General features: G+C 61.6%; 16 protein-coding genes. 13 read left to right on the top strand and 3 right to left on the bottom strand.

Translation table 11 applies throughout. The features are described from left to right. Positions 1-15: 15 nt before the first annotated feature. The 11 genes from ACMG4O_RS09100 (at position 16) to ACMG4O_RS09150 (ending at position 17,960) form a co-directional block, all read left to right on the top strand. Positions 16-7,242 carry an RHS repeat-associated core domain-containing protein gene (locus ACMG4O_RS09100; protein ID WP_414433661.1) on the top strand — a complete coding sequence of 2,409 codons (7,227 nt, stop codon included), beginning with the start codon at positions 16-18 and terminating at the stop codon, positions 7,240-7,242. Between the two features lie 21 nt (positions 7,243-7,263). Beyond that, positions 7,264-7,524: a hypothetical protein gene (locus tag ACMG4O_RS09105; RefSeq protein WP_414433662.1), complete on the top strand. Its 261-nt coding sequence runs from the start codon at positions 7,264-7,266 to the stop codon at positions 7,522-7,524. A gap of 215 nt (positions 7,525-7,739) precedes the next feature. Continuing rightward, the gene (locus tag ACMG4O_RS09110) at positions 7,740-8,153 is read left to right on the top strand and encodes a hypothetical protein (protein ID WP_414433663.1); all 414 of its coding nucleotides are present in this window, start codon (positions 7,740-7,742) and stop codon (positions 8,151-8,153) included. Positions 8,154-8,260: 107 nt separating this feature from the next. After that, complete coding sequence (locus ACMG4O_RS09115) at positions 8,261-8,509, top strand: AbrB/MazE/SpoVT family DNA-binding domain-containing protein (RefSeq protein WP_414433664.1); 249 nt, start codon at positions 8,261-8,263, stop codon at positions 8,507-8,509. A 23-nt stretch (positions 8,510-8,532) separates the two neighbouring features. Then, the gene (locus ACMG4O_RS09120) at positions 8,533-8,730 is read left to right on the top strand and encodes a hypothetical protein (RefSeq protein ID WP_414433665.1); all 198 of its coding nucleotides are present in this window, start codon (positions 8,533-8,535) and stop codon (positions 8,728-8,730) included. A 255-nt stretch (positions 8,731-8,985) separates the two neighbouring features. Then, positions 8,986-12,483: a chromosome segregation protein SMC gene (gene smc, locus ACMG4O_RS09125; RefSeq protein ID WP_067606704.1), complete on the top strand. Its 3,498-nt coding sequence runs from the start codon at positions 8,986-8,988 to the stop codon at positions 12,481-12,483. A 78-nt stretch (positions 12,484-12,561) separates the two neighbouring features. Further along, positions 12,562-13,635, top strand: a complete 1,074-nt coding sequence (gene zipA, locus ACMG4O_RS09130; RefSeq protein ID WP_414433666.1) for a cell division protein ZipA — start codon at positions 12,562-12,564, stop codon at positions 13,633-13,635. A 239-nt stretch (positions 13,636-13,874) separates the two neighbouring features. Beyond that, positions 13,875-16,241: an NAD-dependent DNA ligase LigA gene (gene ligA, locus ACMG4O_RS09135; RefSeq protein ID WP_414433667.1), complete on the top strand. Its 2,367-nt coding sequence runs from the start codon at positions 13,875-13,877 to the stop codon at positions 16,239-16,241. Between the two features lie 322 nt (positions 16,242-16,563). After that, complete coding sequence (locus ACMG4O_RS09140) at positions 16,564-17,139, top strand: hypothetical protein (RefSeq protein ID WP_067608221.1); 576 nt, start codon at positions 16,564-16,566, stop codon at positions 17,137-17,139. Between the two features lie 30 nt (positions 17,140-17,169). Beyond that, a complete protein-coding gene (locus tag ACMG4O_RS09145; RefSeq protein ID WP_142948463.1) occupies positions 17,170-17,598 on the top strand; it encodes a hypothetical protein in 429 nt (142 codons plus the stop codon). 122 nt (positions 17,599-17,720) lie between these two features. Continuing rightward, the gene (locus ACMG4O_RS09150) at positions 17,721-17,960 is read left to right on the top strand and encodes a YheU family protein (RefSeq protein WP_414433668.1); all 240 of its coding nucleotides are present in this window, start codon (positions 17,721-17,723) and stop codon (positions 17,958-17,960) included. Here ACMG4O_RS09150 and ACMG4O_RS09155 read toward each other — a convergent pair. Together ACMG4O_RS09155 and mnmC are read right to left on the bottom strand one after the other, a co-directional pair. Beyond that, positions 17,957-18,337 carry an MAPEG family protein gene (locus tag ACMG4O_RS09155; RefSeq protein WP_414433669.1) on the bottom strand — a complete coding sequence of 127 codons (381 nt, stop codon included), beginning with the start codon at positions 18,335-18,337 and terminating at the stop codon, positions 17,957-17,959. The two genes, ACMG4O_RS09150 and ACMG4O_RS09155, sit on opposite strands and share 4 nt — an antisense overlap. Then, positions 18,328-20,229, bottom strand: a complete 1,902-nt coding sequence (mnmC, locus tag ACMG4O_RS09160; RefSeq protein WP_414433670.1) for a bifunctional tRNA (5-methylaminomethyl-2-thiouridine)(34)-methyltransferase MnmD/FAD-dependent 5-carboxymethylaminomethyl-2-thiouridine(34) oxidoreductase MnmC — start codon at positions 20,227-20,229, stop codon at positions 18,328-18,330. Before mnmC ends, ACMG4O_RS09155 begins: the two co-directional genes overlap by 10 nt. 364 nt (positions 20,230-20,593) lie before the next feature. Between mnmC and ACMG4O_RS09165 the strand changes: the two genes are divergently transcribed. Then, positions 20,594-21,097: an AEC family transporter gene (locus ACMG4O_RS09165; RefSeq protein ID WP_414433671.1), complete on the top strand. Its 504-nt coding sequence runs from the start codon at positions 20,594-20,596 to the stop codon at positions 21,095-21,097. Here ACMG4O_RS09165 and ACMG4O_RS09170 read toward each other — a convergent pair. After that, positions 21,094-21,720, bottom strand: coding sequence for a hypothetical protein (locus ACMG4O_RS09170; RefSeq protein ID WP_194856884.1), 627 nt, complete (start codon positions 21,718-21,720; stop codon positions 21,094-21,096). The genes ACMG4O_RS09165 and ACMG4O_RS09170 overlap by 4 nt on opposite strands. 183 nt (positions 21,721-21,903) lie before the next feature. Between ACMG4O_RS09170 and ACMG4O_RS09175 the strand changes: the two genes are divergently transcribed. Further along, on the top strand, positions 21,904-24,444 hold the full coding sequence (locus ACMG4O_RS09175) for an ATP-binding protein (RefSeq protein ID WP_414433672.1): 2,541 nt from the start codon (positions 21,904-21,906) through the stop codon (positions 24,442-24,444). The last annotated feature ends 46 nt before the right edge of the window (positions 24,445-24,490 follow it).

A 24,490-nucleotide genomic window follows, 5' to 3' on the forward strand; every position in this document is an offset into this window, starting at 1 on the left:
AAGGTGGGTCTGAGGATGCTGGGATTAAATAGAGGTCTCGCTTTATTTGGTGTATTTTTTTTGCTGTTTTGTGCGCAGGCCGGTGCCTCCATGAATGGCCCATTCGAAGAGAAGTACTACGACGTCTATTATGAAGACGTCGAGAGTAATGAATATGGCCTTGATGGTTACCCGGATATCCTTCTTCGGTCTGTTCCTCGAATTATCCCACTCGGTGTAAGAATTACTTTCCCTATAGCCGTCAATTCCGGCTTTGAGACGTTATTGTTCTGCGGAACATCGTCCGGTGAGTTCGTTGCTTGTACAATATCCCCGAATGCTGAAATGCCTGCTGAACCGACCGACGATTTTGAGCTGATGGTTGGCGATTTCGACGGCGATGGCGAAATCGATATCCTGCTCCATTCAAAAGATGCGTCTGACAACACCGTTTACTTAAAAAATAATGGAAACGGCGGCTTCGATATCGAAGACCAATTTACACATATCGGTGATCACGCTGTATCCGGAAACACTAATGTCACGGCAACCGATAATATCGGCGCTGAGGGTGCCGAAATCGTTATCGATGATGAATTTTACTCCGAGGCACAAGGCGGAGACTTTAACGAGCCGCGTCGCATCAATCTCCTTTATTCTTTGGTTGGCGCCTCTCAATCCAGCTTCTCTGTCAGTAAAGGCCAGGCGCAACTCTCTATACCTATTCAGGTGGCGAGTGGTGGTGCCGGCGTAGCACCTAGCGTGTCACTGAATTACTCCAGTAACGGCGATTATGGCCAGGCTGGTATGGGTTTCCAGATATCCGGGCTTTCAAAAGTTAAGCGCTGTGGACGTAACAATCTTCAAGATGGCTATGTTCAGGCTGCGGACGGCTCAGACCAGGACCTGGCCTGCTTGGACGGTGGCAGACTGATTCTGGTAAGCGGCACTTACTGGCAGAGTGGTTCAGAGTATCGGCTGGAGCAAGAAGACAGTTCTCGAGTTGTGTTCGAGAACGGCGGCTTCACTCAATATAAGAAAGATGGTGACATTTATCGTTACGGGCAGACTGACAATTCGCGCGTTGCCGGACTCAGGAACAATGAGGCTATTGCGACCTGGGCCTTAGGCTCGGTATCCGACCGTTTGGGTTATGGATATCGAATAGAATATCTGCCAGATCGTGCCGCTACGTTTCCCGACTTCATAGAGTATACGGTGAAAGCCGGGAGTTCAGAGCCTGGCCATGCTGTCGTGGACTTTAGCTACGAAGCCGATCCATATGGCCAATCCATACCTGTTCTTGGTCGTCGTTACGATGCAGGTATTCGCTTGAGTAGTATACAGAGCCGAGTTGGAGGATCCACTCTTCGCGAGTACCACTTCTCCTATGATACTAACCCGGTTACACGGCGCTCGCTGATATCGAGCTACGCCGAGTGCGATTATAAAAAAGAATGTTTCCAGGCCACTGAACTTGAATGGCAGAATGCTGGGCCCGTAAATTTTTCGAACGGCCAATATATAAAATTGCCGGCGGGCCCTGAAGAGATTTTTCAAGAAGGTCTCCCGAGAAGCGGTTTTAATCGTTGGGCGGATATTAACCGGGACAAAATCGACGATTATTGTCGTATCTCGACATATAGCGGTGCTTCGTCCGGCCTCGAGATCATATGTTACGTCAACGATGGGAACGGCAATTTTGGTAATCCGATCCTTATTGATGCGGGTCTTCAGGGTACAGAGCCGGTTCCACAGAGTTCAGGAATTTATCTGGTAAACTGGAATGTCGACCCTGCCTGGCGAGACATCAACAACGACGGCTATACAGATTTTTGTTACTCTGTGCCACTCGACGAAAAAGCCGGTTGGGCGTTCTACGGTACAGACAGAATTAAGTGCCACTTGAATGACGGCCAGCAAGTGCCGAGTTTCGATACCGTCGTTAGCTTTGACATTGATCGTCCTGCTGCTGTTGGAGACGTTGCAGGCCGGTCTTGGACTGACTTTGATGGTGACGGTAATCTGGATTACTGCTTCTCGTATAAACCGGTGAATGGTAATAAATATGTCACCTGTGCGTTAAAAAAAGAGGGCGTGTTCGAATTTGAAGATCATGTATTCACGCAGAGAATAGAACGCACTGGTGGCTACTGGGTCGATGTCTCCGGTGACAGTCTGCCCGATTTCTGCCGCACTAAGAAAGATCGTATAGTTTGTGATATTAACAAGAATGGTAAAGATTTGACGGCTGGCCGGTGGTCTAAATCCGGTTCTCATTTGGCAAGTCGTTCTGAGCCTTCTTTCCCCTATCAGGGAAGCACAACTAAATATTTTAGCGCTCGCTTCTTCGACTTTTCCGGAAATGGCTACTCTGACTATTGCCGTATCTATATGGATCATTCTGGAGGGTACGACGGTTATCGTGCCAGATGTCTTGAATCTACGGGCAGCGGCTGGGCCGGCGAGATTGAGTCACCGTTCATGCCTGTGGTGCAAGGGTCGGGCTATGACTATGAATCCATGGCTGAAGCAACCCAGTTCATGGATGTAAATGATGACGGTATAATGGATTGGTGCGCAGAAGTCGACTCCGAGTTGAACTGCATGCTTTCAACGCCTGACGGCTTTGGCGAATCTGTTGTTACGTACGTTCTACCCGATCTTGGCGGTATATCGGGCCTGCGCAATCTACGAGAAGTTAACCGGGGATGGGCCGACGCCGACGGTGACGGTAAGGTGAGTTACTGCGCGTTGTACTGGAAAGATATTTATCCTCGCAATCGTGGCATGGCTTGCTTTGATTCCGGGTCTCTTGAAAATCACGATTATCTTGTGGGTGTCACCAATGGCCTGGGGCTATCCTACGAGGTTGAATACAAAGATATCGCCGATCCGTCGGTCTATTCGTACAATTCAGGCACGGGGCCTCATGGCGAAATTTATGCTGCATCCGGTGTTAACGTCGTCTCTCGTCTCCTGGTATCAAATGGCGTCGGTGGCGTTAACGAAGAGACGTATTACTACGAGGACTACGGCTATCTCGAGGGCGAGATTGGCGGGCTCGGTTTTCGCTATATCGAGACAACCTCTGAGGATGGCAAAAGGATTAATGAGGCCTGGTATCTGCACGAACCTTACCTGCATCAAACCGGTCGCCTTGAATCCAGCCAGACCAGCTATCTGACCGACAGCGGTGCGTTACAGGTCGTTTCCGAGCAGGAGAACACCTGGGAAACCGTTCTTTATAGCGGATCCGGTTTCAATGTCGAGGGTTATGACGGCACTATCTGGGATGCTGATGACGCCACGTCGCTTCGCTACCGTGTTCAACAGGTGGAAAGCGAGTCCACCAGCCACGATTTGAATGGCGCCTTCAGACAGTCGGTGGTATCCACTAATACTTACGATAACTTTGGGAATCTGACCGGGGCTACGGTAACCACCTCCGGTCCCCAGCAAACCTTTACCAAGACAGTCACAAGCCAGTTCGATGACTTTCTGGACGATTGGATTCTGGGCCGAATCACCAGATCCTCGGTGACCCAGTCAGGCACCTACAATGGCGTTCCCGTGCCGGCGATCACAAAGACCTCTGAGTGGGAATACTATTCACCCTCGCAGTCGCAGTTCGGTGGGATGGTCAAGAAGGAGATTATTGAGCCGGATCAACCCGAGTTGCGTAAGGAGAAAAGCTACACCTATAACGCCTTTGGCTTAAAGGAGTCGGTAACGACCTCCGTGCCAGGAAGCCCTCCGCGATCGGTTCAATTCGGTTATGACCCGAGTGGCCGTTTCCAGACCAGTGTAACCAATGAACTAGGCCATCAGGTTACCTACACCTATGATGAGGTGACCGGCGCGAAGCTGACACAACAAGATCCCAACGGGCTTGTATCCTCGTGGGAATACGACTCCGTTGGTAGGGTGGTGCGTGAACAGTCGCCGGGAGGCCAAGCCACCGAGGTACGACTCGCCACTTGTGTCTCGGGCTGCCCCGCACACGCTACCTACTACTCCGAAACCTGGACGACATCGGCTAGCGGTGCCGTCATGTCGCCAAAGACTCGTGAGTACAAGGACAAGCTTGGGCGTACCGTGCAAACGCGCTCACAGGGCCTGGACGGAACCTATATCTACAACGTGGCCCAGTACGATCCCCAGGGTCGCCTGCTTCGAAGCAGTCAGCCTTACGAAGCGGGTGACACTGTTCACTGGGACGAGGTTCTCGAACGGGACGCTATGGGGCGCGCGACTAAAAAGCTCAATGCTTCTGGGGCTCTACTGGAGACTCAGTTTAACGGTTTGACGACCACCCAGACGACCTCCTGGACCGGCCAATTGGGCGCCGGCAGTCAGGTTCGTGTTTCGTCTGTGACTGAGGATGTCGCCGGGAATATGCGTCAGGCGACGGATAACGATGGCCGCCAGATAACCTACTTCTATGACGCCACTGGTCAGCTCACGAAGGCGCTGTTACCGGGCGGTGTCGAGCTGGTCAACCAATACGATCAGCTGGGCCGCAAAGTGCTCTCCAGCGACCCGAATATTGGTACTTGGCGATACGCCTACGACGGCTACGATCAGTTGATTCTCCAAGAGAACGGCTCTGGCCGCCGTGTCTGCTTCAGTCACGATATTCTTGGCAGAAAGGTCGCTCGTACCGATGACTATCTGGCCTCCTCCAGTTGGGAGCAGGCTAAGTCGGGCGCCCTGAGTGCCTGCCAAGGGCAGCTAGCCGACGCAAACTGGAGCTACGACTCGCCATCCAAGGGTGTAGGTCGACTTTCCTCGATCCAAACATCCGAAGGCTATTCGCAAGAACCTTTCTACGACAGCTTGGGTAGGGTTGTCCGCACCGAAACCAGCTACGGACAAGAGGACTACGTAAGCACCCGGGAATACGATCCGGATACCGGTAAGGTTGCCTTGATGACACCCACTCACCGGGATCAGGGACCGAGTATCAGCGTCGAGTACCGCTATAACGCGCTGGGTTTTCTCACTGAGCTTGGTAAGGCTGGCACCTCGGACTATTACTGGCAGATTCTTTCCCAGAACGCCCGCGGCGATGTCACTCAGCGCCGATTCGCCAACGGCATGATTGAGAACCAGGCGGCCTACGACGACGCTACGGGCATGGTCTCCCAGATTCGCTCCAAGATGATGTTGGCCTCCGGGTGGGATATCCAGGACGAAACCTACGTCTACGATCCCAATGGCACCATGCTTCAACGTACCCAAACGAACACCGCTCAAAACCTCGATATTGAGGAAACCTTCGGTTATGACAATCTCGATCGCCTGATCAGCGCCAGCGTAGACAATCTGAGCAGCCCGGGCATGTCATTCGATCAGACCGTCCAATACGATGTCGCCGGTAACATCACTTCCCGCAACGATGTCGGCACCTATTCGTACCAGGAGAGCTGCCAGTACCAAGGGGAGACCTTCACTCCCGGCCCCTACGCGGTCACCCAGGTGAGCGGCGCCAGGAACGAGCAGTACTGCTACGACGACGGCGGCAACATGCTTATCGGCGGAAACAAGACGATCTCGTACACCTCCTTCAATAAGCCGGTGTCGATCAGCACGCCTGACGCTCAAGTCGACTTTGTTTACGGCCCGTCGCGCGAGATCCTGCGTAAGATAAGCTCCACCTCCAGCAAAACGATCAGCAAGACCTCGATCGGTTCCTACGAGGCCTTAACGATCTCCGAGTCCGGCAGCACCACGGTGAAAGAACGCTGGTCTTTGCCTGGCGGAGTGGTCGTCTCGCTGGAGGATGGCGACACCTCAACGCTCAAGGACGAATACCTGTTCTCGGACGCGCTCGGCTCCATCGTGGCCGTCGCCAATCAGCTCGGTGGCGTCACCGAGCGCTTCCAGTACGACCCGTGGGGGCGGCCAAGGCACGGCCTGAACTGGACCCTGCTGACCGATACCGCCTGGTTCGAGCTAGAGCGCGATGAGAACACCACAGGTAAAGGCTTTACGGGCCATGAGATGCTCGATCAGGTGGGCGTGATCCATATGGGCGGCCGGATCTACGATCCAACACTCGGCCGTTTTATGAGTGCGGACCCAGTGGTGAAAGGCCTTAAGAACACCGAGAGCTATAACCGCTACAGCTATGTGCTCAATAATCCCATGAGCTACACCGACCCGACCGGCTATTCATGGTGGAGCGAAAATATAACGGATAAGTGGCGTGATTTCAGAAAGGAATATAAACGTGAGATCATGCAATTTGCTCTGGGACCGGTCGGCGAAGCATTGTTCAGATACGGTGGCAGGGCGTTGTCTGAGTTCGCGCAGCGAAACAAATATGCTGGTGAAGTTATTGGAATTGTAAGCACTGTTGCCTGCGGTCCCGCTGCTCCGCTTTGTGCTGCAGGGGCCAACGCTAGTATCGCGTATGCCAATGATGCTTCTCTGTCTGATGTAGCTAAAATTGGGGTGAAGTCTGCTGCGTTGGCATATTCTAATCAGTGGGTAGCAGGCAGAATCGGAGCGGCCCGGGATCATGGGACCATAGGGAGTGTAGGTGCTGCTGGCTTGCATGGAGCTAGGGGGGCGGCCTTTGCCGCGGCTTCTGGGGGGGGCGCTCGGTCTGGTTTTGTTGGCGGAGTGACAGAGTCCGCATTAGGAGGCGCCATTCAATACTTGGTGCCAAATGATGCCGGAGGCACGTTAACTGCTGCCCTGACTAGTGGTACGGTTTCTCAAGTTACTGGTGGGAAGTTTGCGGTCGGTGCGCTTCAAGGTGCTGTAGGCTATAGGTTCAATCAGATCGGAGATCATCAAGAGTCATCAATATTCGGTTTCTTCAGAGAGGAAGGTGTAAATCTACTTCTGCGGGCTGGGCAGGCACTCGGTGGTCTGGGACAAGTTCTTTTGGGAGGAGCAATATGCACGGGTGTCGTCACTTGTGCTGGGGGTGGAGTGTTGGCGGTGAAAGGTGTAGATAATATTCAAGCAGGTATAAGAGGCACTGATAGTCTTGCTCAGCAAGGGTTGGTGGCCGTCACTGGCAGCCAAAAAGCGGGTACGTTAATAAACGCCGGCCTTGATTTGGGTACATCCGTAACAGGGTTGATGCGTAGTGTTCCTAAAATAAGCGCATATGGAACCCCTTATAATGCTAGATGGTATAAGGGTTCGCCTGGATACTTCGAGCCAGCAGTTAATCAAGCTGCCAAGCCCATGCTAATGATGGAGGGTTTTTCAAGCGGTGCAACCATCTACGGCACAATCGAGTAAATATTAAGAATGGTGGCATTTATGGAAACAATTTTATTGCTAATGTATGTTGTGCTTTTAAGGTTGCTTTTTTTTATAGCATTGAACAAATTTAGGGTAGTTAGAAGTTATAGCCTTGTGGCTTTTATTTTGTTTGCGGCGTTTGCGGTGCCGTTGCCGCTAGTTATGATCAAAAAAGAGATTATAAGTAATAGTGTTTTTAATATCTCTATTGCGGGACTATCTCTGTTTTATTTTGCATTTGTTGTTTCAGCAGGTCTTAGTCGTTTGAAGCGTTATTAAAGTTTTTTATAGGGTAGGTATTTATATATTTTTTGTCGCGGATTATCGCGCGGGTCCGGTTTGCAAGATATTAATTCCGCTTTATAGATAAAATTTAATGTATCACTATTGTGATGTATGGTGATGCACTTGGTCGCGTGCCAGATTCGATTGGCGGTTTAGCAACGTCGTTGTGCGCGAGTTTTAAATCATTAACATAAGCTGAGAAAGGGTAGATGAAAGTCAAAATTATTTTATTTATGATTGGTATTTTCTGGGCCATTAATGCTTATGCTGAGCTGGACTGGTTAATTAATGACGCAGAAATAGTCTCGGTCGGTACATTTTACGATGGCTATAACCATGTCTTGCAACTAAAGTTTAAAGCATCGCCTTCGGATGTAAACGCTGCTGCACTGAATTGCGCTCCGACATGGAGTGATGGAGAAACGACTGCATCTGACGTTATGACTATGGCGTGGTGGTCAGATAGCACGCCTCATTCAAGAATCCAAAGCCAGTACTCCACTGCGCTTTCCGCCCAGGCACAGAAGTTGCCGGTTGATCTTCATCTCGATACCTCTCGGTGTGCGTCTACTTCGGCTAAGCCGTATGGAAACTTTTGGACGGGGATAAGGTTTTCAGAATAGGGGCTTGATCTGTTGACGCGAGTCTCAAGCCGATCCTAATTGCGGTTCATTGTTTCTGTAGGTGTTTTATCAGGTTGGTACCATTTAAAATATTTCAGGTAATCGTGATGAAAGTGCAAATAGGAAAGAGGGGCAATAGTTTCGCGGTGCGCCTTCCTGACGCGCTGATGGCTCAGCTCGACCTGGAGGTAGGCGGCACGGTGACACTTGAGCTCCATGAGGACGCGCTTGTGATGTGCCCCGATCGCCCCTCGCTGGAGGACATGCTGGCGACTTGCACCCCGAAAAGAATGGCCCGGACCGACGAAGACCGGCACTGGCTTGGCAGCGTCGCCGCTGGCAACGAGAAGATCTGATCACCGGGATCGCGTGATTCGCAATGGGCAACGATGACCCAGAGCCCGTCGGCGCCGTTGGCTTCCGCCTCGCGGCTAAGGGCCTCCATGGCGTCATTCAGGTGTTGATTGGGCCGGTCGAGGCGCTCAAGGAACTGGTCGAAGGCTCGTTCCTGTTCCGGAGCCTGAAGATCCTCGAAACGGAGCCGACCTTGCTGCAAGACCCGAAGGGCGGGCGCTGAACTACCAGAGATACGACAGATTTTCGCCATGCGAGCCCCCTGAGACAGGCGTTGAGAGGGCCATGGTGGGACAACGGACCTGATTCCCCCACCTGCGCACTCCGGCCCCTCGTGTAACGACACGTAAAACGCCCCCGCCGTGGATGAATTCACCCTCTCTTCCCGCTAGACTAGCGCGTTTGAACCGTCCGCCGGCGACCCGCCGGGTCGCGGGCGCTTTGGGTTAGGAGCGGCCTGGGCCGCCATGCGAGCACTATGAGACTGAAAACAATCAAGCTGGCCGGGTTCAAGTCCTTCGTGGACCCGACGCCGGCCTCGTTCCCGGAAAATCTGACCGCCGTGGTGGGCCCCAACGGGTGCGGCAAGTCGAACATCATCGACGCGGTGCGCTGGGTGATGGGCGAGTCCTCCGCCAAGCACCTGCGCGGTGAGTCCATGGCGGACGTGATTTTCAACGGCTCCAATGCGCGCAAGCCGGTGGCCCAGGCCTCCATTGAGCTGGTGTTCGATAATTCCGACGGCACCGTCACCGGCGAGTACGGCAAGTTCAACGAAATCTCCGTGAAGCGCCAGGTGACCCGGGACGGCCAGTCCAACTACTACCTGAACGGCACCAAGTGCCGCCGCAAGGACATCTCCGACATCTTCCTGGGCACCGGCCTGGGCCCGCGCAGCTACGCGATCATCGAGCAGGGCATGATTTCCCGGCTGATCGAGGCGAAGCCGGAAGAGTTGCGCGTCTATATCGAGGAAGCGGCGGGCATCTCCAAGTACAAGGCGCGACGCCGGGAGACCGAGAACCGCATGCGCCGCACCCGCGAGAACCTGGAGCGGCTCACCGACATCCGTGACGAGCTGGAGCGCCAGATCGAGCGCCTGAGCCGTCAGGCGTCCGCCGCCGAGAAGTACAAGCAGTATAAAGAGGAAGAGCGCCACAAGAGCGCCCAGCTCAAGGCGCTGCGCTGGCGCGGGTTGAACGGCCAGGTGAAGCAGCTGGACCAGATTATCGCCGAGCTGGAAGTGGCCATGGAGGCGCGCATCGCCGAGCAGCGCCACGTGGACGCGGAGATCGAGCGGCTGCGCGAGAGCCACAACGACGCCCAGGAAGGCTTCAACCAGGTGCAGCAGAAGTTCTACGCGCTGGGCGCCGAGGTAGCGCGCCTGGAGCAGAGCATTCAGCACCAGCGCGAGCGCCGGCAGCAGCTGTTCGAGGAGCTGGATCAGGTGACCGCCAGCTGGAAAGAGGCGGACGCCCACCAGAACACCGACGCGGAGAAGCTCGCCGAGCTGGAGGAGCGGCTGGCGGCCCTGGAGCCGGGCCTGGAAGAGGCCCACGAGCAGCAGGAGACCTCCGCGGAGGCGCTGGCCCGTGCCGAGGACGCCATGCAGGAGTGGCAGCAGGCCTGGGAAACCTTCAACAGCAAGGCCGGCGAGTCCCGCCGCCAGGCGGAGGTGGAGCAGTCCCGCATCCAGCACCTGGAGAAGTCCATCGAGCGCCTGGGCGAGCGCATGGAGCGCCTGCGCAAGGAGCAGGAGTCCCTGGATTCCGGGCCGCTGGCCCGGGAAATGCGCGAGTTCGAAGAGCAGGTAGCCGAGTACCAGGAGCAGCGCGAAGAAAGCGAAATGCGCGCCGAAAGCCTGCAGGAACAGATTAATCAGCTGCGCCGGGACAACGGCGAGCGCGGCCGCGAGCTGGACGAGGCCCGCGACCAGCTGCAGAACCACAAGAACCGCCACACCTCCCTGGAAGCCCTGCAAAAAGCCGCCATGGGCGACGACGGCGCGGTCAGCGACTGGCTGGAGCGCCACGACCTGGACCAGCGGCCGCGCCTGGCGGACCGCATCGAAGTGGCCGAGGGCTGGGAAAACGCCGTGGAAGCGGTGCTCGGCGACGCCCTGCAGGCGGTGTCCGTGGACGGCCTGGAGGAAGTCAGCAGCTGGCTCGGCGACCTGACCCATGGCCGCGTGGCGCTGGTCCACGAGAGCCCGGTGCAGGCCTCCGGCGACGCCGGCGATCTGCTGCGCTCCCACGTCACCGGCCAGGTGCCGGAAGGGCTGCTGGCCGGGGTCTACGCCGCCGACGACCTGGGCGCCGCCCTGGCGCTGCGCGGCCGCCTGAAGGCCGGCGAATCCGTGGTCACCCGCGACGGCATCTGGCTGGGGCCGGACTGGCTCACCGTGGCCCGCGAGCAGGACCAGGAAGCCGGGGTGCTGGAGCGCCGCCGTGAGCTGGAGAGCCTGGCCGGGCTGATCGACAGCGGCCAGCAGCGCGTCGACGAGCTGAAGGCCAAGCTGGAAGAGACCCGCGAGCAGGTCGCCGAGCTGGAGGAAGAGCGCGAGGAAGTGCAGCGCCAGGCGTCGCGCATCAGCCGCGAGTTGGGCGAGGTGAACGCCCAGGTGAGCGCCCGCCAGGTGCGCCTGGAGCAGATCACCATGCGCCGCGAGCGCCTCGGCAAGGAGCTGGAGGAAGCCGGCGGCCAGCTGCAGCAGGAACAGGAACAGATCAAGGAGTCCCGCGCCGTCCTGCAGGAGGCCCTGGACGCCATGGAGCAGGACTCCGGCGAGCGCGAAGCGCTACTGTCGCGCCGCGACGAGACCCGCATGGCCCTGGACGAGGCCCGCCAGCAGGCGCGCCAGCACCGCGACCACGCCCACCAGCTGGCGATGGACGCCCAGGGCGCGCGCACCCAGGCGGACGCCCTGCGCCAGAACCTGGCGCGGCTGGAATCCCAGGTGGCCAGCCTGCGCGAACGCAAGGCGCAGCTGGAAGAGCAGGCCGGCGAAGACGGTGATCCGGGCATCGAGCTGCAGGAGCAACTGGAAGAGAAGCTGGAGCAGCGTCTGGAAGCGGAGCAGCAGCTGATCGAAGCGCGCCGCCAGCTGGAAGACGTGGAACACCAGATGCGCGACCTGGAAGGCCGGCGCGGCCAGCATGAGCGCCAGGCCCAGGAAGTGCGCGACACGATCAACAACAAGCGCATGCAGTGGCAGGACCTGAGCACCCGCCGCCAGACCGTGGCGGAGCAGCTTAACGAGCAGCACTTCGATCTGGACACGGTGCTCAATAATCTGCCCGAGGACGCCGACGAGAAGCAGTGGTCCGACGACCTGGAGCAGATCGCCCAGCGCATCGGCCGGCTCGGCCAGATCAACCTGGCGGCCATCGACGAATACCAGCAGCAGTCCGAGCGTAAACAGTATCTGGATCAGCAGAACGAGGATCTGGAAGACGCGCTCCGGACGCTGGAAAACGCCATCCGCAAGATCGACCGGGAAACCCGCACCCGCTTCAAGGAATACTTCGACCGCATCAACAAGGGTCTCCAGGAGCTGTTCCCGAAGGTGTTCGGCGGCGGCCACGCCTACCTGGAGCTGACCGGCGACGACCTGCTCGACACCGGCGTGGCGATCATGGCGCGGCCCCCGGGCAAGCGCAACAGCACCATCCACCTGTTGTCCGGGGGTGAGAAGGCGCTCACGGCCCTGTCCCTGGTATTCAGTATTTTTGAACTGAATCCGGCGCCGTTCTGTCTGCTCGATGAGGTGGACGCGCCGCTGGACGACGCCAACGTGGGCCGGTTCTGTAATCTGGTCTCGGAGATGGCCGAGCGGGTGCAATTTATTTACATCACCCACAACAAGATCGCCATGGAAATGGCGCGTACCCTGATGGGCGTTACCATGCACGAACCGGGTGTCTCGCGACTGGTGTCCGTGGATGTGGAAGAGGCCGCCGAGCTGGCGGCCATGTAAGCCGCCGCCGGCGTTTTGACAGGCGCCGGCGGCTGACCAATGATGACTGAAACTGGCGCGAGCTAAGGAAGAGGCAACATGGGCCTGAATCTGGAAACATTGATCGGCATTCTGGTTATTCTGATCCTCCTGATTCTTGCCGATGGCGTGCGGCGCATGATCCGCGAACGCCACGGCCGGTTGCGCATGCGCATCGACCGCCGGTTCGGCAAAGGCCCGGCGGCGGACGACGACAGCGACGACGATTACCCCAACGAACTGATCGGCCGCCCGCGCGTGCGCAGCCGCGAAGAGCAGGCCCGCATCGATATGGACGGCGTCGACGAGGACGGCGTCGACGAGGACGGCGACCGCGCCGACCCGCCGATCATGATGGACACCGCCGAAGCGCCGCCGGAAGCGCCCTCCCGCCGCGCCGAGCAGCAAACCCTGTTCGACGCCGACAACGGCGACGACGATGACGCCGCGCCGGAAAGTCCGGTGGCCGGCTCCGCGAAAGCCGGCGCCGCCACCTCCGGGTCCGCCGCCTCCGGCGTCACCGACACGGACGACGTGGACGAGCCGCCGGCCCGCCGGGTGACGCGCCGGCCCGAAGCCACCCGCGAGCCTGCCACCGGCTCCCAGCGCGAAGAGCTGCGCCGCGAGGAAAGCCGCAAGCAGTCCGCGCCGCGCCCGTCCGCCGCCCGTCAGGAGCCGAAACCCAAGGACCCGGGCCCGGTACTGGAAGTGATCGTCTTCCACCTGATCGCCCGCCGCCCGGAACGCTTCGACGGCCAGGACATGCTGCGCCTGCTGCTGGAAAACGGCCTGCGCTACGGCGACATGCACATCTTCCACCGCCACCGTGACGTGGACGGCCGCGAGCAACTGGAGTTTTCCGTGGCCAACGCCGTGGAGCCGGGCACCTTCGACATCGATACCATGGAAGACGAGCAGTTCGCCGGCATCACCTTCTTTATGAAGCTGCCCGGCCCCCGTGACCCGCTCGCCTCCCTGGAGCGCATGCTCACCGCCGGCCGCCGTCTCGCCGAAGGCATGAACGGCGACCTCAAGGACGAGCAGCACAGCGTGCTCACCCCGCAAACCATGGAGCACCTGCGCCAGCGCGTGCAGGAATTCGAACGCCGCCAGCGCGTCTCCCACGGGGCCTGAGCACCCTTGGCGACAGGCGGACCGTTGTGGGACGGCCTTTTGTGGGAGCAGGCCTTGTGGGAGCTTGCTTGCAAGCGAAAGGCCGGCAAAGCCGGCCGGCAGGATTCCAGAGACGGTGTTGCTGCCGCCGTTAAAATGGCCTCTGGGATCCTGCCGGGCGCTTCGCGCCCTTTCGCGGGCCGGGCCCGCTCCCACAAGGCCCGCTCCCACCCCCGCATTAACCAACGGACCAGGCAACAGTGACCGCAAAGAAAGACACTTCCCCAGCCGAAGAGATCAAAACGCTTCGCGATCAGCTCAATCAGTGGGCGCATGAGTATTACGTCCTTGATGATCCGTCCGTGCCTGATTCGGAATACGACCGTGCTTTTCAACAATTGCAGGCTTTGGAAGAAGCGCACCCCGATCTTGTTACCGCCAATTCGCCCACGAAAAGGGTTGGCGGTAAGCCCCTGGAAAAATTTGATGAAGTAAAGCACCAGGTACCCATGCTGAGTCTTCAGACGCTGACCGATGAAGATCAGTTTTCCGCGTTTGATTCCAGGATAGCCAAACAGTTAAATCGGAAATCGAATAACCTCAGCCTTTTCGACAGCGAGAGCGTCGAGATTGAATACTGCTGTGAACTCAAATTCGACGGTCTTGCGATCAGCCTTTTGTACGAAAATGGCCAGCTGGTGCGGGCAGCGACCCGTGGAGACGGCGAAGTCGGTGAGGATGTCACCGCTAACGCCATGACGATCCGCTCGATACCCCTGGAGCTTTTGGGAAAGGGCTGGCCGCGCACCTTGGAAGTCCGGGGTGAGGTCTGTGTTACTAAGCATGAATTCGAGAAGCTGAATAAAAAGCGCGCTGATGCCGATGAAAGGCCTTTTGCCAACCCCCGCAACCTCGCCGCGGGCAGCATGCGTCAACTTGACTCAAAGCTGGCTGCCCAGCGTCCGCTGGTCTTCTTTTGTTACGGCATAGGGCATATCGAGGGCGGCCGTGTCAGCGACCGGCAGAGAACCAGGCTGAGCCACTTGCAGGACTGGGGATTCCGCGTAGCCAAGGAAGTGAAAACGGCAAAAGGCACCGCCGGGTGTCTGGCGTATTTTCATGATATCGGTGAGAAGCGGGACCGCCTGCCCTACGAGATCGATGGCGTGGTCTTTAAAGTGAACTCTATCGAGTTCCAGGACATGCTGGGCTTTCGGGCCAGGGAACCGGCTTGGGCGGTGGCACTGAAATACCCGCCATCGGAAGAGATCACCGTGCTCAACGAGGTGGACTGGCAGGTGGGCCGCACCGGCGCGCTGACCCCGGTGGCCAAGCTGGAGCCGGTTCAGGTGGGCGGCGTCACGGTCAGCAACGCCACCCTGCATAACATCGACGAGATCCGCCGGCTGGACATCCGCGTCGGCGACAGCGTGGTGATCTACCGCGCCGGCGACGTGATTCCCAAGGTGGTGCGCACGGTCCCCGAGCGGCGCCCCAAGGATGCCGGGGAAATCAACCTGCCCACCGAGTGCCCGGTGTGCGGCAGCGAGATTCTGCGCGCCGACGACGGCGTGGTGGCGCGCTGCACCGGCGGCCTGATCTGCGGCGCCCAGCAGCGCGAGGCGATCAAGCACTTCGCGTCGCGGCGCGCCATGGACATCGACGGCCTGGGCGACAAGCTGGTGGACGCCCTGGTGGATCAGGAACTGATCGAGACCGTGGCCGACCTCTACCGCCTCAAAGCCGAGGACGTGGCCGGTCTGGAGCGCATGGGCGAGAAATCCGCCGCCAACCTGATCGAGGCCCTGGAAGCGTCGAAAAAAACGCCGCTGAGCCGCTTCCTGTTCGCGCTCGGCATCCTGCAGATCGGCGAGGAAACCGCCAAGGCCCTGGCGGAAGCGTTCGGCGAGCTGGACAGCATCCGCAACGCGCCGCTGCTGTTGTTCCTGCAGGTGCCCGACGTGGGCGGCGAAGTGGCCAAGGCGATCGCCGCCTTCTTCGCCGAAGAACACAACGAGAAGGTCATCGACGGCCTGCTCAACGCCGGCGTCGAGCCGCAGTCAAACGGGACGCCGTCACGCCGCTTCGTGGACACCCTGACCCTGGCCAACTTCCTGAGCAGCGCCAAAACGCTGGGCATGCCGCTCAGCGGCGTGGGCACCAAGACCCTGGAAACCCTGGGCCGCCACTACCGGCACCTGGACGCGCTGCTCAAGGCGGTGGACAAGGGCGAGGACGACAGCGGCGTCAAAGCCGGCACCCTGGAGAAGCTGGCGGAGGGTCTCAAGGCTGACGATTGGCGCAAAACACTAAAGGACGCGCAGGCCTACGCCGACAAGCTGGCCAAGAAAGCCCCTGCCGGCGGCGCCGACGAGCGTCCCCTGGAAGGAGAGACCTGGGTGCTCACCGGCACCCTGGCGCGCCTCACCCGCGACCAGGCCCAGCAGCATCTGGAAGCCCTGGGCGCCAAGGTCTCCGGCAGCGTCTCCGGCAAGACCGCCCGGGTGGTGGCCGGCGAGTCCGCCGGCTCCAAACTCGACAAGGCCCGCAGCCTCGATGTCGATGTGATTGATGAGGAGGAATTTATCGGCTTCCTCGCCGAACACGGCATCAAGCTCGAAGACTGAACAACGCTGGGAACGGGCCAAGCCCCTGAAACGGAGCTCTTGTGGGAGCGGGCCTTGCCCGCGAAAGGGAGCAAAGCTCCCGGCAGGATGCCAGAGGCCTCGCTAACGACAGCACCAACAACCTCTCTGGGATCCTGCCGGCAAGCTGCGCTTGCCTTTCGCGGGCGGGGCCCGCTCCCACAAGGCCGGGTCCCACAAGGCCGGGTCCCACAAGGCCGGGTCCCACAAGGCCGGGTCCCACAAGGCCGGGTCCGGTAAGCCATTGCTTGCAGCGTTCCCTCAACCCGCTACCATGACTCAAACCCAAACCCCGAGGTCGCCCATGCGTGCCGCAGTTCTGGCTTTGATTCTGGCATTGGGGGGCTGCGCCTCCACGCCCACCCACATCGACGACGTTTGCGCGGTGTTCGACCAAAAAGGCGGCTGGTTCAACAACTGGTACAAGGCCGCCAAGCGCAGCGAAAAAGAGTTCGGCGTGCCGGTGGCGATTCTGATGGCCACCATCTACAAGGAATCCGGCTTCCAGGCCGACGCTCGCCCGCCGCGCACCAAGCTGCTGGGCTTTATTCCCTGGAAGCGTCCCTCCAGCGCCTACGGCTACCCCCAGGCCCTGGACGGCACCTGGGACTGGTACCGCCGTGAAACCGGTCACGGCGGCGCCGACCGGGACGACTTCGGCGACGCGGTGCACTTCGTCGGCTGGTACCATTACCAGAGCCATGTGCGTAACGGCATCGCGCGCAACGACGCCTACCATCTGTATCTGGCGTACTACGCCGGCCACGGCGGCTATGCCCGGGGCACCTGGAAAAGCCGGCCCTACATGAAACGCTCGGCGCAGCGCGCCCAGGACATGGCCACCCGCTACGCGGTGCAGATGGAACGCTGCGGACGCTGACGCGGCGCTCTCTTTGGAACGAGGTTTGAATTGGACAACGAATCGATCGTCTACGGGTGCATCAAGCACCTGCCGTTCGGTGACCGGCAGCAGCGCCAGGCGAGCTGCTTCCACAACCGCCGCGCCATCCGCACCCTGCCGGAATCCGATCAGTGGCCGTTTCTCAGCCAGGACATGTTCGCGATCTCCGGCGACCAGGCCTCCGGCGGCAGCTACCAGACCCAGGTGATCCACTTCGGCATGTCCTACCGGGCGGTGGAGTACGAGTGGGAGCACTGGATCGCCAAATTCGAACGCCTGCTCAAACAGATGTACTGGGTGGGGGCGGTGGTGCACCTGGAAACCGATTTCGCCGGCTTCCACACCTTCATGTGGGACAGCGCCGACGACTACCACGAGCCCTCCGACGAGCCCCTGCGGGTGCGTTGCGAATGGTCCCGCGAAGGCACCATGGTTTAGAGCAGTTAATAGTTAACAGTTAACAGTGAATAGTTAAAACACCTTTGCAGCGAGGCTTGGCGCGCGGACAATACGCATTGTTTCGCTATTAACTATTCACTGTTAACTATTAACTGCCTTCTATGATTGTTCCCTGGCAAGAGATCCCCCCGGAGACCCTGGACAACCTGATCGAGGAGTTCGTCACCCGCGACGGCACCGATTACGGCGAGCAGGAAATCGGTACCGACACCAAGGTGGCGCAGGTGCGCGAGCAGTTGCGGCGCGGCCAGGCTTCGGTGGTGTTCGACGACGTCACCGAGACCATCTCCATCTTTACCCGCGAACAGCTCGACGAGCTCGACCGCTCGTCATCCTCTTAGGCGAGCACCATCACCAACAGGTGCACGGCACCGGCCAGCAGCGCGACCCAGTTGCTGACGATGCCCAGCTGGCGCGCCCGCACCGGGCCGCCCATCAGGCCCCAGGCGTGGGCCAGCCGGCCGCCCACCAGCAGGCAGCCGTAGAGGTGCAGCGCCAGGTGGTTGCCGTTGTTGCCTTCCAGCAGTGCCATCAGAATCAGGATCACCGGGGTGTATTCCACCGCGTTGCCGTGGGCGCGGATGGCGCGGTTCAGTTCGCCGCGGCCGCCGTCGCCCAGGGAGACCCCGTGGCGCAGCCGCAGGCGCACCACGTTGGCGGCCAGGGCGAGGATGATCAGCGCGGCAAGCGCCGCGTACAGGGCGGTGGTCAGGAACATGGTGGACTCCAGTCAGGTTGTTTTTTGCGTTTGCGGAGAATGAAGCGTTCCGGCGCCAGGGCGGCGACCAGCGCCTGGTCCGCCGGCGGCGCGCGCCGGCTCAGTTGGTCGGCGAGCAGGTCGGCGCACAGCGGCGTGCCGGTGATGCCGCGGCTACCGTGGGCGATGTTCAAGTATAGGCCGGGCAGGACGCGATGCGGGTTGGCCGTGGCGTCCGGCAGCGGGCCCACCAGGGGCAGGAAGTCCAGGCTCTGGCAGCGCATGGCCACGCGCCGGTCCACCACCTCGATGGATTCGCCGCCCAGTTCTTCCCACTCCCGTGGCAGGTGGTGGCGCAGCTGCGCCAGGTTGGCGGCGTCGTCGCTGTCGCGGGGCGCCGGGTCCAGCTGGTGCAGGTCGAAGGTGGCGCCCACGCAGTGCACGCCGTCCAGCGGCGGGGTCAGGTAGCCGCCGTGGCATTGCGCCTGTTGCCAGGCGGCGCTGGCGGCGGTGGGGCGGCAGTAGCTGACCTGGCCACGGATGGTCTTCAGCGGCAGCCACCCCAGGCCGGCGAGATCCCGGGCGGCGCCGGCGGTGGCCAGAATCAGGGCGTCCGCCTCCAGGGCGTGGCCGTCGCTCAGGCGCACCCGCACCGGCCGGTCGTCGGTGGCGGGCTGGAACTCGCTGACGGCGGCAAGCCGCGGTTCGATGGCCGGGTGGTCCAGCAGTTGTCGGCACCAGGCCGGCGGTGACAGATAGCCACCGCCCACCAGTTCCATGCCGTGTTCCCCCAGCGGCTTTAGCAGGGCTTGCGGCCAGGCGCCGCTGTCCCGGGCGGCGCGGATCTTGTCCGCCTGCTTGTCGTCGACGAAGTGCTGGGGCACACCGTTCAGGCGGCCCTGGTCCGGGCCGGGGAAGCGGTGGCGTCGCAGCCAGCGCAGGGCGTGCACATAGCTGAGCTGGTAGAAGCGGTTCTGTTCGGTGAGGTGGGCGCTGGGCGTGCTGTAGACCACCCCGGCCCGGTTGCCGGAGGCGCCGGCGGCAACGCCGGCCGGGTCCAGCACGGTGACCCGCCAGCCCCGCTCCGCCAGGGCGCGGGCGGTGGTGGCCCCGGCCAGGCCGGCGCCGGCCACCAGCGCATGGCCGCGCCGGGCGCGGGCCGGCTGCCAGACCCCGTCACCGAAGTGGCCGGCCAGCATGTGGCGCTTGCCGCCGAAGCCGTCGCGGCGCTGCATGGCGAAGCCCGCCTCGATCAGGCCCCGGCGCACGAAGCCGGCGGCGGTGAAGGTGGCCAGGGTGGCGCCGGGGCGGCTGTGGGCGGCCAGTTCGGCGAACAGGCCGGCCTGCCACATGTCCGGGTTGCGGGCCGGGGCGAAGCCGTCCAGGAACCAGGCGTCCACATCGGCGGGGCACTGGCGCCACAGCGCTTCCGCGTCGCCGAGCATCAGCGTGAGGGTGACGTTGTTCGCCAGTTGCAGCCGGTGGTAACCGGGGCTGGCGGGCGGGTACTGATCCAGCAGCGCCCGGGCGGGTTCGCCCAGCTCCGGCCAGTGGGCCAGGGCGCGGGCCAGGTCGTCACGCTGCAGCGGGTGCTTTTCCACGGACCACAGTTCCAGGCCGGCGCCGGCCGGCGCCAGCGCCAGAAAGCGCTGGGCGGCCAGCAGCATGTTGAGGCCGGTGCCGAAGCCGGTTTCGCCGATCACGAAGCGGTCGCCGTCGGCGAGGGCGGCGAAGCGCCGGTCCAGTTGGTTGCCGTCGAGGAACACGTAAAGGCTTTCCGCGCGGCCGTCCTGGCGCGAGAAGTAGGGGTCGTCGAAGTCGGTGGCCACCGGGGTGTGGTCCTGCCACTGCAGACGGGCCGGGGTGATCGGCGTGAAATCGGCCTCGGCGGCGCGGGACGGTCCGTTGGACATGGCTGGGCGGGCTCCTCACACTACGCGGCCTGGCGCGCTGCAAACGATTTCTCCGGACGCGGGATCTTACCATGCTAATGAAAATCTGGGCGGTGATGGCACCGGTGCTGGCCTGCGCCGGGGTGGGCTATTTCTGGGGCCGCACCGGGCGCCCGTTCGACACCCGTACTGAGTGTGGAGATCCTCGGCCAATGGCGTTCTTGTGGGAGCGGGCCTCGCCCGCGAAAGGCAAGCTTTGCTTGCCGGCAGGATTCCAGAGGCCCTTATTACGCACTTAAGATGACTCTCTGGTATCCCGCCGGGCGGCTAAAGCCACCCTTTCGCGGGCAGGGCCCGCTCCCACAAGGCGCTGGCTCTGGCCTGGATGATGCTGACCTCGGTGATCCAGTTTTCCCTGGGATTGGCGGTGGTCAGCGGCGAGCGGCTGTCGTGGCGTTTGCTGCGCCACCCAATCCTGATCTCGGTGGTGGTGGCCGTGGTGATGGTGGTGTTCCAGATCCGCCTGCCGGCCTGGCTGCAGAACAGCGTGGCGCTGATCGGTGACCTGACCATTCCGATGATGCTGATCACCCTGGGCGTGTCGCTGTCACAATTGCGGGTGCGCGATGCCGGCGGCGGGCTGGTGTTCGCCGCGGCCCGGCTGTTGCTCGGCTTCGGCGCCGCCTGGCTGGTGTGCGAACTGGCCGGCGTGGAGGGCGTGCTGCGCGGGGTGATTCTGATCCAGTCCACCATGCCGGTGGCGGTGTTCAACTATCTGCTGGCGCAGACCTACCGGCAGGGCCCGGAAACGGTGGCGGCGATGGTGGTGTTCTCCACGCTGCTCTCCTTCCTCACGCTGCCGCTGCTGTTGATGGTGGCGCTGCCCTAGCGGGCCGCCTGGTAGGCGCGGAATTCCGCCAGGGCCCGTTTGCTCAGTTGCAGCAGCTCGGTGGTCTTGCGTTCCCGCGAGCCGCTCTCGACGCGCACGAAATGGTCGCCGTCCATGGTCAGCAGCAGCACTTCGTGAAGCGGCCGCCGGCCGGGCTGATTGACCAGGTAGCGGGCGCTGGCGGTGAGGCGGCCTTCCAGGTCGAACAGCCGCTCGCTGGTGAAGCGGATCGACTGGTTGTCGCTGTTGTAGACCCGGTTGATGCGTTGCTGGCGAAGCTGGCCATAGTGGCCGGAGACGATGCGCTCCTGGCCCAGGTCCTGCCAGCCCGCCGGCAGGCCGTAGACGGTCACGGTGAGGCGGGTGCCCGGGTCGCCGAACAGCCACTGGCGCCAGCCGGAGCGGTCGCTGCTGATCTCGCCGTTGCTCTCCAGGCCGGCGAGCTCCGGCGGCCCGCGGAAGCGGTCCAGGGCCAGGGTCTGGCCGGCCAGCTGCCGTGGCAGGCTGCCGCCGTCGCCGCCCTGCAGGGTCCGGATGTTGTTTTCCGGTGCCGGGGCGGCGCAGCCGGCCAGGCTCAACACGGCGCCGGCGAGCAGGGCGAACAGGGTACGGCGAAAGCACATGGTCGGGACTCTTAACCAAGGGGACGAACGAAGGTTCTTTTTTACAGTAACCGCCCCCTGACCGTCACGCGATGGTGGCGTCACTATTGCCAAATTTGTCCTGTAATGCGTCCGGCGCCGTGCTAATTTTTCGGGATGAAGGCCCGGTACGCGAGGACGGGCCGTCGAGCCAAGGAGGCGATGGTGGCACAACGAAAACAATATCCGGCCATCTTGCTGTTAGTGGGCCTGGTCACCGTGCCGTTCCTGGTGGTCGCGGTGCTGTTGTTGCAGTACCGCGTGGGCCTTCACGAAGGCTACCAGCGCATGCTCGACGACGTACGCCTGTTCCGAATCGGCCTGGCGGTGACCGCGCCCCTGGAAGAAACCCGCGACCTGGCGCCGGCCCGGGTGCACCTGGAGGTGCCCGACCTGGAAGCGCGCTTTCTGCGGGCGCGGCGCAACACCGAGGCGCGGCTGGACGACTTCGTGCAGGCGGTGTCCGGCAGCGCCATCCCCAGCCTGCTGGATCAGGTGGTGGCACTGCGCCGGGAGTGGCGCGAGCTGAGTCCGGCCACCGGGCTGGCCGGGCGGGACGTGTCCGGCCCGTTCGATAACGTGGAGCAGATCAACGGGCGGCTGCACAACGCGCTGGCGGCGGTGCTCTACATGGGCGACATCGCCGTGCCCACCCGCCCCAGCCCCAACGAGGCCCTGTCCCTGCCGTTGAACGGGCTGCGCCAGCTCAGCCACGACCTGGGGGTCATCCGCGCCATCGCCGTCTACACCAGCCTCAACGGCGGCTACCTGAGCACCGTGGACCTGCGTCAGCTGGAGCGCGCCCTGGCGCGGCTGGAAGAGTTGATTCCCCAGGTGGAGGGGCAGATCCAGGCGCTCGCCTCGCGCACCGGCGAGGCGCGGCTGCGTCAGCAATGGCGGACCACCCACGCGGAATTGGAAAGCTACCTGCAGTGGTCGCGGCAGACGCTGCTGCTGCCGTCGCGGGTGACCGTCACCTGGCAGGAGGCGTTGGCCGAGGGCGGCGATCGCCAGCAGCGCCTGCGTGATCTCAGCGAGGACATCACCGGCGTCGCGGTGATGCTGGTGGAGCAGGGGCGCGGCAAGAGCCTGCGCGACAGCGGGCTGATCGCGGCCGGCCTGCTGGTGCTGTATCTGCTGGTGCTGGTGCTCAGCCTGGTGTTTTTCCACTTCGCCACCCGCGCCATTCGCGGCCGCGCCGAGGTGCGCGCCAAGAGCCAGTTCCTGGCGCGCATGAGCCACGAAATACGCACGCCGCTGAACGGCGTGCTGGGGCTGGCGGAGCTGCTGCGTGAAACCAACCCGTCGCCGCGTCAGCAGGAATACATCGGCTTGATCGAGAACGCCGGCCGCACCCTGAATACCCTGGTCAACGACGTGCTCGATTACGCCAAGCTGGAAGCCGGCAAGCTGGAGCTGGAGCAGTCACCGTTCGATCCCGCCGCGTTGCTGATCGACTGCGCGCACATGTTCAGCCTGCCGGCCAGCGACAACGGCGACCTGGTGCTGGTGGACGCCGACGCGGATATCCCGGCGCAGCTGCGCGGCGACGCGCCCCGGCTGCGCCAGGTGCTCACCAATTTGCTCTCCAATGCGATCAAGTTCACCCGCCACGGCTGGATCCGGGTGGGCGCCCGCTGCCTGGAAGAGCGCGACGGCCGGGCGATGATCGAGTTCACCGTCAGCGACAGCGGCATCGGCATGACCCGCGAGGAGCAGCGCCGGCTGTTCCAGAACTTCAGCCAGGCGTCCGCCTCGGTGGCGCAGCGCTTCGGCGGCACCGGCCTGGGGCTGTCGATCAGCCAGGAGCTGGTGCGCCTGATGGGCGGTGACATCGAAGTGCGCAGTGCGCCGGAGCAGGGCACCACCTTCCGCTTCGTGATTCCGCTGCCGGTGCTGGAAAAAGCGGTGCCGATGCCGGAATGGACCTCGGTGCCGGCGCTGGTGTGGGACCCGGTGGGCAACCTGGGTGAGCTGCTGCAGCGCGACCCGCGCTTCTCCCGGGTGCGGGTGGTGGACGACCTGGCGGCGGTGCAGCGGGCGCTGAGCGAAGACGACAGTGGCCATCTGCTGGTCAACGGCGTCAGCGACGGCGTGCTGCTGGATCAGGGGCTGCGGCCCGCCCGCGAGCGCCACGCCGGGCTGCGGCCGGTGTTGCTGTGCGGCATGCGCGAAAGTGGGGAAGTGGTGATGCGCGACGACGTCACCCTGGTGCGCCGCGCGGTGCTCACGGTGACCGAGCTGCAGCAGCTGATCAGCGACAGCGGCCCGGGCCAGGTGCCGCTGCTGTCGGAACGGGAACCGGTGGACACCCAGGGCGGCCTGCGCGTGCTGGTGGCCGAGGACAACCCGGTCAACCAGATGGTGACCCGCGGTTACCTGGAGCGCCTCGGCGTGCCCGGCCCGGTGCTCAGCGACGACGGCCGCAAGGCTCTGGAAGCGTTCACCGCCGGTGAAGGCCGCTACCGGCTGGTGCTCATGGACCTGGACATGCCCGACATGGACGGCTTCGAAAGTGCCACCCGCATGCGCCGCCTGGAGCAGGAGAAAGGCTGGCCCCCGGCGGTGATCCTGGCGCTCAGCGCCCACGTCCTCCCCGAATACGCCGGCCGCATCCACGACGCCGGCATGGACGGACAGTTGATCAAGCCGTTGACGCTTAGTGCCATGCAAGCGGCGCTACACCAATACCTTACGGACAGTTAACAGTTAAGAGTTAACAGTGAATAGCTAAAGCCCTTTGTAGATACGC

This window comes from Alloalcanivorax venustensis, assembly GCF_047495515.1.
Taxonomy (GTDB): domain Bacteria; phylum Pseudomonadota; class Gammaproteobacteria; order Pseudomonadales; family Alcanivoracaceae; genus Alloalcanivorax; species Alloalcanivorax venustensis.